Annotated in this window: 12 protein-coding genes; 10 read left to right on the forward strand and 2 right to left on the reverse strand. The window is 43.5% G+C overall.

Annotation, left to right across the window (positions count from 1 at the left end; genetic code table 11):
* Positions 1-11 precede the first annotated feature (11 nt).
* The 3 genes from HPY31_RS00445 to HPY31_RS00455 all read left to right on the forward strand — a co-directional run bounded on the left by HPY31_RS00445 (position 12) and on the right by HPY31_RS00455 (position 4,626).
* Positions 12-2,363, forward strand: coding sequence for an S-layer homology domain-containing protein (locus HPY31_RS00445; protein ID WP_253901631.1), 2,352 nt, complete (start codon positions 12-14; stop codon positions 2,361-2,363).
* A gap of 163 nt (positions 2,364-2,526) precedes the next feature.
* Positions 2,527-4,038, forward strand: a complete 1,512-nt coding sequence (locus HPY31_RS00450; RefSeq protein ID WP_172137599.1) for a monooxygenase — start codon at positions 2,527-2,529, stop codon at positions 4,036-4,038.
* 102 nt (positions 4,039-4,140) lie between these two features.
* A complete protein-coding gene (locus HPY31_RS00455) occupies positions 4,141-4,626 on the forward strand; it encodes a MarR family transcriptional regulator (RefSeq protein ID WP_172137601.1) in 486 nt (161 codons plus the stop codon).
* Between the two features lie 154 nt (positions 4,627-4,780).
* Here HPY31_RS00455 and HPY31_RS00460 read toward each other — a convergent pair whose 3' ends face one another.
* The gene (locus HPY31_RS00460; RefSeq protein ID WP_142496321.1) at positions 4,781-4,984 is read right to left on the reverse strand and encodes a helix-turn-helix domain-containing protein; all 204 of its coding nucleotides are present in this window, start codon (positions 4,982-4,984) and stop codon (positions 4,781-4,783) included.
* A gap of 454 nt (positions 4,985-5,438) precedes the next feature.
* Here HPY31_RS00460 and HPY31_RS00465 point away from each other — a divergent pair, with 454 nt between their 5' ends.
* From HPY31_RS00465 to HPY31_RS00490, 6 genes are all read left to right on the forward strand, one after another.
* Positions 5,439-5,825 carry a hypothetical protein gene (locus tag HPY31_RS00465; RefSeq protein WP_253901632.1) on the forward strand — a complete coding sequence of 129 codons (387 nt, stop codon included), beginning with the start codon at positions 5,439-5,441 and terminating at the stop codon, positions 5,823-5,825.
* Between the two features lie 534 nt (positions 5,826-6,359).
* Positions 6,360-6,845: a hypothetical protein gene (locus HPY31_RS00470; protein WP_172137607.1), complete on the forward strand. Its 486-nt coding sequence runs from the start codon at positions 6,360-6,362 to the stop codon at positions 6,843-6,845.
* A 402-nt stretch (positions 6,846-7,247) separates the two neighbouring features.
* Positions 7,248-7,535 (forward strand): barstar family protein, encoded by a 288-nt coding sequence (locus tag HPY31_RS00475; protein ID WP_172137609.1) that lies wholly within the window; start codon positions 7,248-7,250, stop codon positions 7,533-7,535.
* A gap of 187 nt (positions 7,536-7,722) precedes the next feature.
* Positions 7,723-8,235 carry a hypothetical protein gene (locus HPY31_RS00480; protein WP_172137611.1) on the forward strand — a complete coding sequence of 171 codons (513 nt, stop codon included), beginning with the start codon at positions 7,723-7,725 and terminating at the stop codon, positions 8,233-8,235.
* Positions 8,236-8,556: 321 nt separating this feature from the next.
* Positions 8,557-10,599, forward strand: coding sequence for a molybdopterin-containing oxidoreductase family protein (locus HPY31_RS00485; protein ID WP_172137613.1), 2,043 nt, complete (start codon positions 8,557-8,559; stop codon positions 10,597-10,599).
* Positions 10,600-10,682: 83 nt separating this feature from the next.
* Complete coding sequence (locus HPY31_RS00490; protein ID WP_172137615.1) at positions 10,683-10,994, forward strand: hypothetical protein; 312 nt, start codon at positions 10,683-10,685, stop codon at positions 10,992-10,994.
* 450 nt (positions 10,995-11,444) lie between these two features.
* On the opposite strand, the gene HPY31_RS00495 is transcribed toward HPY31_RS00490, so the two are convergent.
* Positions 11,445-12,626, reverse strand: a complete 1,182-nt coding sequence (locus HPY31_RS00495; protein ID WP_172137617.1) for a NupC/NupG family nucleoside CNT transporter — start codon at positions 12,624-12,626, stop codon at positions 11,445-11,447.
* Between the two features lie 207 nt (positions 12,627-12,833).
* On the opposite strand from HPY31_RS00495, the gene HPY31_RS00500 reads away from it, so the two are divergent.
* Complete coding sequence (locus tag HPY31_RS00500) at positions 12,834-13,370, forward strand: DL-endopeptidase inhibitor IseA family protein (protein WP_012685879.1); 537 nt, start codon at positions 12,834-12,836, stop codon at positions 13,368-13,370.
* The last annotated feature ends 21 nt before the right edge of the window (positions 13,371-13,391 follow it).

Here is a 13,391-nt window from a genome sequence, read left to right on the forward strand (position 1 = left end):
CGGTTACATTGATGGAGGGGTTTATTTTGCAAAAAGAAAAGAATCGAGCAACCAAGGATTTAAAAAAATTAGTAGCGACTGCGGTTCTGGCAGGCTCGCTTGCGTTGCCGGGTACCGGATGGGCTGCTACGGCACTGCCATTCTCCGACATCGGAGGAAACGTGAACAAAGACGCGATTCTGAAATTGAACTATGCGGGTGTTCTGAAGGGTTATACAGATGGCACTTTCAGACCGTATAAAGAAGTGACAAGAGCAGAGTTCGCCAAAGTTGCGGTGCTGGCACTGGGGTACACAGATGCGCAAGCAAAGCTGCTGCAAGGAAAGACCGCATTTAAAGATCTGCCAGCAGATCACTGGGCAACTGGGTACATTAATCTTGCGGTATCCCAAGGCATCATTAAGGGATATCCAGATGGAACCTTCAAACCGAATAACAATGTAAAAATTGCGGAAGCATTGACTGTTTACGTACAAGGCTTGAAGATTGACGTTCGTCCATCAGCCTCAAGCGAGTGGTACATCCCATACTTACTGGAAGCGGACAGAGCAGGTATTTACGATGCAAAGGAAACACCGACAGCAGCAGCTCCGCGTGATATCGTCGCGAAGTACACGGATCGCTTTATGGAAACGCCTGTCTATGCAAACGGCGCATACTACGATAAAGATGGCAACGCAAAAGGAACCAATCAGAAGCTGCAAGTAGTGAAGGGCGCAGTTGCTTCTTATGACAAGTCTGGCAAAAAGCTGAAGCTAGTCGGACAAAACAAAGAAATCGAATTGGCTGATTCCGCGCAAGTATACGGCAATCTGATCGTAGGTGCGCAAGTCGAATACATTACGAAAAATGGCCGAGTGACTTTCCTCACCGTTGTTACTTCTGACTCCGAAATCGTGGAAGGAATCGTGAAGACTGGCCTTAATTTTACAACGGCTGTAGGCGATGAAAAGAAATTCAAGGCAATCGTCAATGGAAGAGAAGTTGTTTTGGAAGTAGAAGATGGCGTAAATGTAAGCCGTTCTCACATCGGCCAAAAGTTTGTGGCAGTGGTTGGCGACAATGGCAAAATTAAGTCCATCACGATCAGCGACAATACGACAAAAGGAATTGTGGAAAAAGTATCTTCCGTGAGCGGTTCCAACTCGAAGAAAGAGCTGAGAGTAGACGGCACGACCTACACGCTGGATTCCAAAGCGACGGTCAAAGGTAAGGCGCATCCAGAGGCAAAAGCAACAAGTGCTTCGTTCTCTGACATCGAAAAAGATGACTTGGTCGAGCTGACACTCAATGTGGACGGCAAAGTATCTGAGCTTGTTTACACGAAGCTGAGCTTCACAGATACGATCACCGTTGATACAGACAAAAACCTGATTCGCGTTGGCGGCGTCAATTACGAGGTGCATGAAGATACAGAGTTGTTCGTAGACGAAGACGAAGTAGATGAGCTGGATGAGTTGACGAGCGGCAAAATTGCAGTGCTTACGTTTGACAAAAATGGAAATCTGGTGAAAGTAGAGCAGGGTGTAGGGGCAGCTACGAACAAGCAGATCTCAGACACAACTGCGTATGCACCAGGAAAACTGGCAACTGTGAAAATCGACGGGAAAACCTACGATATCTTGACCAACGCGAAGCTGACTGTCGATGGCAACTCCGTATCTCCAACGACGATTAAAAACGATCAATTTAATGACCACCGCATCCTTACGTGGAAATACAACGTCGGCACGAATGACATTGTGGAGCTGACTTTGGAAAAGCAAACGGTAAAAGGATACGTGACGAAAAAATCCGGTTCCAAAATTACCGTGAATGGGAAAGTGTATGAGCTCTTGTCCGGGGTTACGATTGACAGCGATGCAGCCTCCAACGACAACGAGTACACGCTGACACTCAACAACGCCGGCAAAGTAAAAGCCATTACAGGTGCGCCTAAGAAAGTAAGCGGCGTGGTTGACTCAGTTGAGGTCCGTAACGATAACGGCAAGGTAACTTCCGCGAAAGTAGAGGTTAACGGCAAGACGTACGATGTAACGGATGAGGACGCGATTGAAGATGTCGATCAATTTGAGTACGTAACATTGACTCTGGATCGTGACGGTGATGTCATTGCTGCTTCCGTCAGTGGAAAGCTGGCGAAAGAAAACGTGCGTTTCGTCGGAATTGAATCCCGCGTGAACAAAGACAAATACGTATTTTTCGATGACGTATCGACGAGCTTGAAGCTGACAGAAGACGCGAAGATCAAATACTACAACGGTAAGGACATGAAAGAAAGCGAGCTTTCCTCCAAGGACAAAGTGGATTTGTGGACAAATGATCAAGGTCTTGTCTATGCCATTGTCGTAGCAAAACGATAAGAACATAGAAAAAGGCGATCTCTTCCTCCATTCGAGGAGAAGGGGTCGCTTTTTCTTTTGTTGGCATAGGCTTTAAAAGTATTTAATTGAAAATAGTTTTCAATTAAAGGGAGATGTGATATATTCTTTTTGTTTCGCACAAAACAAAAAAGGAGTGATTTCAATGCAGGTCGATTATGAAGTGATTATTGTTGGTGGTGGACCAGTTGGCATGATGGTGGCTGGAGAGCTGGCATTGGCGAAAGTGAAGGTATGCGTACTTGAACGCTTAAAGGAAACGACCCCGTATTCACGGGCGCTCACGGTACATCCACGCACACTGGAAATCCTGGATATGCGCGGGTTGAAGGCGAAACTACTTGAGAGAGGAAAGCCGATTTCGACGACGCATTTTGCTGCGCTTGATACACGCTTGGATTTTTCAGCCTTGGATTCTTCCTCCAACTACACCCTGATTATTCCCCAACATGACACGGAGAAGGTACTAGAGGAGTGGGCGAAAAGTCTAGGGGTAGAAATACGAAGGGAAGAGGAGGTAGTGGCCATACACCAAGATCAGCATGGGGTTGAGATTGAGGCTTTCGGGCCGAATGGAAAGGCTGTGCTGACAGCAAGCTATGTGGTCGGTGCAGATGGCGCTGCCAGCATTGTACGCAAGCAGGCAGGAATTCCGTTTGTCGGTAAGAATGCGACCTTTACGGCTATGCAAGGGGATGTTGTCTTGAAAAATCCGCCGGAATCGGGAGCTCCTTCCTACTTTAATGAACAAGGCTTGGTCATGGTTGTACCCTTACCAAACGGGATGCATCGGGTGGTGCTGATCGATACGGAGCGAATGGCTGTACCAAAGGAAGAACCAGTTACTTTGGAGGAACTGCGCGCTAGTTTGCTGCGTATTCTTGGAGACGATTTTGGAATTTCCGATCCGTTTTGGATGACTCGTTTTGGCAATGCGACCCTGCAAGCTCAGCGTTATCGAGAAGGGCGGATTTTCCTGGCGGGAGATGCGGCGCATATTCATTTTCCAGCCGGAGGACAGGGGATGAACGTTGGCTTGCAAGAGGCAATCAACCTGGGGTGGAAGCTGGCGGCCCATTTAAAAGGCTGGGCACCGGATTGGCTGTTGGACAGCTATCATACGGAGCGTTTCCCCATCAACACCGCATTACTTACGAATACACAGATGCAATCACTGCTGTTCGGTAGTTCGGAATTCTCCCCATCCGTTATCGCTTTGAGGAATATGGTGTCCGACCTGCTGCAAATACCCGAGGCAAATTATCGGTTGGCTACCCAAATCTCTGCGTTCAATGTCCAGTATGAACCGATTGGGGAGATGCCGTCGCATGTATTGAGCGGTCGACGTTTTACAGAGTTGAATCTGCGTCTGGAGAACGGTGAGTGCCAGAATGCATACGAGCTTTTTCATTCTGGTTCATTCCTCTTGCTACATTTGGGCTCGGATGAACGATTGGATGAAGCACTCGATTGGTCGAAATATAAGCATGTCCATGTAGTTCGTGCTTCGCTTGCAAAGGGAGCTGCTGATTGGCATGATGTGCATACAGCGTTGATTCGACCGGATGGATATGTCGCGTGGGCTGTTTCCCAAGAGCAGCGTAATCCGCTGGAAGCTATTCGGAAAGGAATCTCCCACTGGTGCGGACATAATTGATTGAGACGAAATTGTTTTGTGCGAAACAAAATGAAATTGTTTTTCTCGAAACAATCAGTATATAATGGAGGGGAGATGAGATGGTAATCTAGGAGACATGATATGCAAAGTACAGATCTTTCCAAGCAGCGGATCATACAGCTTTACATACAGCTAGTCACGCAGCAGGAGCTGCGAGAAAGCAAATTGACTGCGCGAATGGCAGAAGAGATGCAGAAGCTGGAATCCGAGATGGGGATGAAGCTAAACCTTACCCTATCCGAAATTCATTTCATTGCCTGTATTGGGGATCATGGTCCCATCAATGTCACCACGATTTCGGAAAAAGTCAATTTAACGAAAGGGTCCATAACACGGATCAGCAAAAAGCTATGGAAGCTTGATTTAATTAAAAGGCAGCAGCTGGTTGATAATAAGAAGGAAGTGTACTATCGGCTAACCGCAAAGGGACAAAAGCTGTATAAGATTCATCACCAGTTGCATCAGGACATTGAACAGCGTTTTAAGAGCTTTCTGGATAAATACACACCGGAGCAATTAGCATTTTCCCGCGAACTGCTGGAGGACTTGCTGGATTGGGATTTCTGAAATCGTAGGCAAAGGGCGCCATCACACTGATGGTGTCCTTTGTCTGTGAACAGAACTCTCGATAAGTAAAAAGCCGAATTACCCCACGGTAATCCGGCTTTTTTGCTTATTTAACCTTATGATTGGATTTTGTATTTCTCATAGGAAATCGCTCTTAGTTAGGTATACGTCTGTCTTTCCACTCGTCAACTTCTCTTGGATCGATGTCGAGAACTTCGCAAATATGTAGCGCAATCGTAACAGTGGGATTGGTAATCCCGTATTCAATGTTCTGATAATGTTTCAAGGATACGTTTATGATCCTGCTTACTTTTTCCTGGGATAATTTCTTTTCTATTCGGGCATCTTTTAGTTTCAATTCTTGGAAGCTCTCCTTGAATCGTTTACTCATATGTTAACCTGTTAGCGAATTTTTGATGACCTATGATACTTAGCGTATTAAAATGAACGTAGTATACGTAATGCTATTCCTAAGTTTTTACATTTAGATTACTTGATCTGATTGTTTCTAAAAAACTAAAATAAAAGTGGAATCAAATTTCATAGAAGGAAGTGAACTACATGCATGAGCAATTGACAACCGTAGTCGAATATTTTCAAGGCAGAGTAGTGGATTCTAACTACGTAAACGTCAAATACTCGTACAAAGAGTATTCTAGTAAAAAATCAAAAGAACTATGATCCGACCTCTCCATATACTTCTCCTTCTGTTCATAGTCCTTCTTAGTGGCTGTAGCGAGGCAGTAACAGTCCCTAAAGAGAAGTCATATGTAAGCGTCTACGATTATTTCGAAGAAATTCATGGGGAGAATTTGAAAACATCCGTGCTCCAAATAACAAAAAATGGTAATTCGGCAGAACTCACGTTACGAATCTTAATTTCGGATGATTTGAGAGAAAAAATGATGCATACGGAAAAGCCCATTTACTTTTCGTTTGCAGATATGCCGGGTGACGAGACCATTAAAAATTTGCTTGCTGAGACTCCTTCACACGTTCAAATTGAGTTCAACAGTAAAGAGAATCGGTATACGATTTCGCAACAGCTAAAGCTAAAAGAAAATTTGTCAGAAGCTGATAACCAGGCGCTATTGTCTCCTGCTAATTACCGACTTCAGGTCATAAACGAAGAAAAGCTCGGTGTGGCTAGTTTTATGGGACTAGAATACTCGCTACTTCCTGAAGATAATCAGAAGTAGCAAATCGCTTGTTACGAATTGTACCTCTTGTGGTAAACGTGTCCACACCCTACATGGTTTTTTTAGGGGGGTACCGCCAACAAAATATGACTTGGATGTAATAAAAAACTCGTATTCCTGTACGCTAAGGAACACGAGTTTTTTCATATTGCCGGTACCCTTTATTTTTCGAGTCTAATACATTATTTTCAGTGAACACCTAGGCTTACTAGCAACTTCTTGTTGTATCCCTCAACGTGTTATAACGTAAAGAGTGCGCCTACAAAGAGGTTTAAATGATTCTCATTTGAAAGATTCGGACCATTTTAAGCTTAACTGAAATGCTGATGTGGAATAGTTTACCTAATCATGTGATCATAAGTTGAAACGGAGTTTACAGTTTAGCGTGGTTATTTATTTGCTTGGGCGCTTGGACTATAGTGCTACAAAGTATGACAGAATCTAAAGTGGTATCAAAGTCATCTAAAAAAATAATCATCATCAACAGAAAACGATTGTCGTTAATAACCATTACTACTAATGGAGGGGTGACAAATGATATACTTTAAGGAATCTAGACCGTATTTTCTAATTGAAGATTCTATTTTACCTTTTCGAGCAGAATTATATTTCGAAATATTTAATTGCTTTCTAGATAAAGACGAATTTTTCTTATTTGCTGGGCCAGTAAAAACAACAGATCGAGAGTATATGAAATTTATAGAAGAGCGCAAGGTATTAATTGGTTCAATTGATACATGGTTTTGGTGGCCAAAGTTAACTAGGGAAATTCTTTGGTTTAAGCCAAAAAATAATTTGGAAATCTTGAACGAGATAAAGGTTTTTTGTGCATGTATTGTCACTGAATCTGGAAATGAAAATATTAACAATTATAGTTTTGCTATGAGGCTAGAAGAGACCGATGAAGGTATATGCTTATACATCTCTGAAAAGGCGAGAGGTAGCTTTTTATCTAAAGTGTTCCCGAAAATGGAAAAGGTTATGAAAGATAATAAGGTTACATATGAATCATTAATTTAACATCGCAGGTAACGAATCTTTTCTTTGGTTTGTTTCGGAAATAACAAATTCAAAACTCCTTTTACTGTCATTAGGATCTATTAACTTAGCGCCACTCTGCGCCTTAACCGGCGTAGGGTGGTTCTTTTTGAGAAAAATGAACACTACCCAGTGCCGAATAAATTGGGCGGAACGTACTGAATGAACTTAACCCTAATCATCCCCGTATGATGTTCCTTTAATATGCCTGTACGCACGTAAATGTTTGAATTTTAGGACGCGAATTCAAAGACGATGCACGTTTGGCGAAATCTAAAATTTTGAAAGAACCGTACTTTCCGAATTATATTTGGCAGCCATATTTGACGCTGATGGCATAACAGCCAACTGCCATTAAATGAGTTTTGGAGGTAGAATGCCAATATGAAGATCATAAAAATTAACGGTGAGGAATTTACTTCTAGGGATAATTTACACAGCATTCTGAGAAGCGAACTAGTAGAACCTGAACATTATGACCATACGTATTGGGGAAATAATTTCGATTCGTTATGGGAATGTTTAACTGCGTGGATTGAATTACCTCTTACGATTGAATGGTTGAATTATGAAAAAAGTGTTGAATATCTAGGTGATTATGCAGAGAAATTACTCCAAGTCTTTACTGATGCAGAGAAAAATGAAAGAGGATTTAAAGTGATAGTAAAATGAAAACTGGTTTGAGTGATTTTAAGTTTATAGAAAGCACCAGAACAGCTCTTCCAATGAAATCTTAAAGAAAGCTATTCATTCTTTCCAAAAAGATGTAATCGTCCCACCTCACTTTCAATATATTGATCTAATCGCAGGGAGAACTAGATCAGACCAACATCTCTATTTCAATGATTAGGAGGATAGCATGGAACTGAACTTTATAAAATCAATTGGAATGTTAAAACATAATGTGTCAACTGAGGAAGTTGCTCAAATTCTTAGTTTTCTAATAGAAAACGATTCTATGCTGTTATTCTCTTTCTATGAGAGAAATCTTCATTTATTCGAGTCGGAGATTCAAGAATTCATCAATGAAAGACGTCTATTTACTAATTCTGAATGGGTATTGCCGTGGGAAGAGACAATTCCTCACTGGGACAAACCAAATAATACACCACCAAATATTATTTGGTACTCAGTAAAGACACAGGATGAGATTATAAAAGCGATAGATATCGACAGTTTGTTTCGGTGTGTTGTAGTGAAGGAGGGCGAAGACTTTTCGAAATACTCGAATGTGATATTCCAACAAGAATATTATGCAACTTTTGACGAAGAAAATTTTGAGCATTATATTGGGTTTACGAACAAGGTTGAATTTCTTAACGCCACATGGTTAGAATTAAAGAACCGATTTCATGTAAACTTAGTTGAATAGACTTTATTGGATAAAGTCTAACAAGTCCTCGGGTTTGTAAGGGTTTTGTGTAAACTGAATCAATCGATATTAAAAAGGTTTCATCCCCTAATTGGGACATCTTTCATGGAACCAACAAGGTGAAGGGCGTAAGGCGAAGCGAACCCTTGACACGTTGGTGCAGAGAAAGACAATCCCTTCGGGCGTGAAGCCTTTCTCTGTCATTGGCCGCGATTTAAAACTCATGAACTTATCATTCGCGCAGGGGTAGTGCCTTCTTTTTTCAATCGATTATAATAGCGTATAAAGGCTAGTTACTGTAATGAGAAAGAGGGAACCTCCATGACTTATACGACCCAGGAAAACGGCGTTTTTCCAGCAGTCTGTTCACTTGATTGCCCAGACCAATGTGGATTGCTCCTTCATAAAAAAGAGGGGAAAATCGTCAAAATCGAAGGAGACCCGAACCATCCGGTGACGAAGGGGAATATTTGCAACAAAGTCCGCAACATGACAGAGCGCATTTACGATCCCAAGCGACTCACGCATCCGTTGAAGCGTATTGGCAAAAAAGGCAGCGGGGAGTTTGTTCAAATCAGTTGGGAGGAAGCCATCACAACCATAACCGAACGCTGGCGTGCCTTGATCGACTCAGACGGTCCCGAGAGCATTTTGCCTTACAGCTTTTACGGGAACATGGGGCGGATTAGTGTTGAGGGAATGGATCGCCGCTTTTTCCATCGGATGGGGGCTAGTCAACTTGACCGTACGATCTGCAACAGTGCAGGGGCTGTAGGGTACAGCTACACGATGGGCGGAGCCTTTGGCACAGATCCGGAAGACACTGTACATTCCAAGCTGTTCATCATGTGGGGGATCAATACGGTTAGCACCAACATGCATCAAGTGGTGTTTGCGGAACAGGCTCGAAAAAATGGGGCGAAGATCGTCGTGATTGATGTCCATAAAAATCAGACGGGTCGATGGGCTGATTGGTTTATCCCGATTTTACCCGGAACAGATACGGCTTTGGCTTTGGGCATCATGCATGTGCTTTTTGCAGAAAACTTGGTGGATTCAGCCTTTATGGAAAAGTATACAGTAGGACATGAAGAGCTCAAGGAGCATGTACACACCTACGATCCAGCTACCGTATCAGTCATAACGGGTGTCCCTGTCGACGATATTTATAAATTGGCGAGAATGTATGGCACCACTTCTCCGTCCTTTATTCGCATTGGAAACGGCATTCAGCATCACGACAATGGTGGAATGTGTGTAAGGACGATTGCTTGTCTTCCGGCCCTGACAGGGCAGTGGCTTGTCAAAGGCGGTGGGGCGAATAAAGGGAATAAAGGTTTCTTGGAGCACAACAAGCTTGCCGTGCAGCGGCCAGATTTGCTGGTTAATAAACAGACGAGAGTCATCAATATGAATGAGCTTGGAAAAGCGTTGCTCGATACAGAGCCGCCGGTCAAATCGCTCTTCGTCTATACGAGCAATCCAGCCATTGTTGCACCGAATGGAAACAAAGTGCGGCAAGGCTTGGCGAGAGAGGACTTGTTCACCGTTGTGCATGATTTGTTTTTGACGGAGACGGCTCTTTATGCCGATATCGTTTTGCCAGCGACGTCGTCCTATGAAAATACGGATTTTTACACGTCGTATTGGCATCATTACATTCAACTTCAGCAACCAGTGATCGCACCATTTGGAGAAAGCAAGTCCAACACGGATGTTTTCCGCTTGCTTGCTGCTGCTATGGGATATGACGAACCTGCTTTTCAAGACAGTGATGCAGAGATGGTCAGACAGGCGTTGGAGGGGCACGGCAATCCTCATCTGGAAGGAATCACGTATGAAACTTTGGTCGAAAAACAATATGCCAAAGCAAATTTGGAACCTTTCTTTTTGGAACACCTCCCCACCCCAAGTGGCAAAATTGAGCTTTACTCACAAGCAATGGCAAAACGAGGGCTGCCCCCATTACCGACGTACACGCCATTGGTGAATGATAGGGATTTCCCGTATTTATTTGTGCCGGGGCCGAATCACAATTATTTGAACTCCACGTTCTCGAATAATGAAAAACATCAGAAGATGGAAAAAATACCTCGTTTACACATGAATGTGGCAGATGCGTCTGAATCAGGCATAAGTGACGGAGATACGGTCCGCATATGGAATGAGCGGGGAGAATGCGAGCTGGTTGTATCGATAGGAGAAAATGTTTTACCGGGAGTGGTGGTCAGTCAAGGCTTGTGGGCTGATGCTCCTCACTCAAAGCATTATGTAAATGCGCTGACCCCGGATCGCATCGCGGACATGGGAGGAGGAGCTACCTTTTTTTCTGGACGTGTTGATGTGGAAAAGATCGCCCGATAACATACAGCGAGTGCCCCTACTGCAAAGGCACTCGCTGTTCCATTTTTTCGTGAATGTACCGCCAAAAGGGGAGGAAGCGTCTTATGCTTGATTCCAATCTAATAAAGCAACTCATAAAAGAACGGTCAGAACTTCACCTGAATGATCCAAAGGTATATGATTTCTGGGAAAGGCTAACGGAGCTGTTGAGTGCCAACACTCTAGAAACCATCAAGTTCTTCGAGGCTTGCACAGAGCAAGAAGCTTATTGGCTTAGTGAAATTTTTGAGGATATCTCAGCAAGGGTGAATAGTCGGGATTTTATCGAATGTTTAAAGCGAGTGGACAGAAAATATCCAGAATTACTACTTTCAAAAGATATTAGGGTAGCGGAGGAGTTTATGAACCGAACATGATGAGTGAGTATACTTCTTGAAGAGCAAGGATTGTAACGAAAGAAAGGGGGATGCAACGATTAATCCTACATTGTTGAGTTTGGTAGAGGTCATATAGGAGACGGTTCCCCATGTCCCCAGGATGAATTGTCAAAATTGTACGAGTGAAAGCGTCAGTTATGAATACATTGGAGATCCAGAGAAGAGAGTGGGATATTCAGGAGAAGAACAAATGGCCCATATCCAAATTTCAAGAAGGTTTCCCTATAATACAGGAGGATAAGGGTGAAACCATTCATTTATTAAGAAGGAATGGTGTGTTGTATATAAACGAGGTATGCTGAATTTTGGAAAAACGAAACGTTTCTTCGCTTCTTGAACCAGTTCGACTATGAAATTTTAAAAGCGCTAAACCAACCATAAAAAAAGTGTCCCTCCTGCACATCGCAGAGGGACACTTCTTCTTTTCGATTACAAAACAAAGCTGACGACGATACCAGACAAAAGACTAACCAGCGTGGCACCGAACAACAGCTTCAACCCAAAGCGAGCAACCACATTGGATTGTTTCTCATTCAGACCTTTCACCGCACCAGCGATAATGCCGATAGAGGAGAAGTTCGCGAACGAAACGAGGAAGACGGAAAGAATTCCTACTGTACGTGGGGAGAGTTCAGATACGACTTTGCCCAGCTCGATCATCGCTACAAACTCGTTCGTTACGAGCTTCGTCGCCATGATACTACCAGCCTTCATCGCTTCCCCAAAAGGAATGCCCATCAGGACGGCAAAAGGAGCGAAGACGAAGCCAAGCATTTCTTGGAACGTCCAGCCAAAAATCATGCCGAACAAGCTATTCACAGCTGCGATCAAAGCAACAAAACCGAGCAGCATTGCGCCAACGACTACGGCTACCTTGAAGCCGTCCATAATGTACTCGACGAGCATTTCGAAAAAGGACTGCTTTTCATTGCTTTGAATCTCCAGTAAATCGTCTTCTTCTTTCACCGTATAAGGGTTGATGATCGAAGCGATAATAAAGCCGCCAAACAGATTCAAGAACAGGGCCGTGACAACGTATTTCGGCTCAATCATCGTCATGTAGGCACCGACAATTGACATCGAAACAGTGGACATGGCTGACGCGCACAGCGTATACAGACGGTGCTCCGGCAAGGAACCGAGCTGTTTTTTCACGGTGATGAATACTTCATTTTGTCCGACGATAGCAGAAGCAACAGCGTTGTAAGACTCTAGCTTACCCATGCCGTTAATTTTGCTTAGAACAAAGCCAATTGCCTTCATGATAATCGGTAAAATCTTGAAGTGACGCAAAATACCGATGAGAACGGAAATGAAGACGATTGGGAGCAATACACCAAGGAAAAAGGACATTTGTCCTTCGTTTGCCAGATTACCAAATACGAAATTGATTCCTTCCCCAGCAAAAGCAAGAAGCTTTTCAAACGATTTGGAAATGGCTGAAACGAATATAACCCCAAACTTGGTTTGCAGAAGTAGAAAGGCGAGCAAAAATTGCAGAGCAATCATGACGATGATCGGTCTGTATTTGACCTGTTTACGTCCATTGCTTCCTAACAATGCTAACCCGATCACGATGAGTATGCCAGCGATGGGAATGATAAAATTCATTACAACCTCCAAGAAATTAAATAGTGCTAAACCTAAAAGGCAAAAAAACGCACTTCCCGACAAGAGAAGTGAAAGCGGTTTATATTCTATCATCTCGATAATATGATTGCAATTTATATGTATGTTCAGAATTGTTGTCCGTTACGTGTGGAACGCTGAAATCGGGCGTACTAGCATAAGCCTACCGCCATACGGTTTATGGAGGAGGTGAAATCCTTGGATGAGTTGCAGAGGCTCAAGCAGTTTATTACTTCAGCAGAGCATGTCTGGACTCAGATCGCGAATTCGCCGAGAGGAAAGCCTGTATATACCGTAAACGGTGTGGATTACACGCCATTGCCCGAAAAATACAACACCAAACGAAAAATCTCCCGTATTTTCCGCCGGTATTGGGGGAAGCAATTGACGGAAGTGATGATTCGGAATCTCCACTTGCGGATGCTGAAAGGAAAGCTCTGTATTCCTTATCGTGACATCCCCACTTTTCCAGCAACCGTGCTGTCGTTGCAAATAAAAGTGAATCTGCCGGATCATCGGACCGTGGCTGCGATACTGAGCGGGGGAGGGAAAAAAACAAGAGTGGACTACCGTTTGATCCGAGTCGGCGCAACCAAAACGTTTACGATTATGAAACGCTCAGGCGAGCAGTTTGATCTGAGATATCAATCTCTTGCTACCATACCCCTCAACCCGAAGGCACAACCCGTACGTAGAAGCAAGCAACGGGGAAAACCTAAAAAGTAACGAAAAGCTCCTCAATTCCCC

It is taken from the genome of Brevibacillus sp. HB1.3 (assembly GCF_013186635.1).
Lineage (GTDB): Bacteria > Bacillota > Bacilli > Brevibacillales > Brevibacillaceae > Brevibacillus > Brevibacillus brevis_D.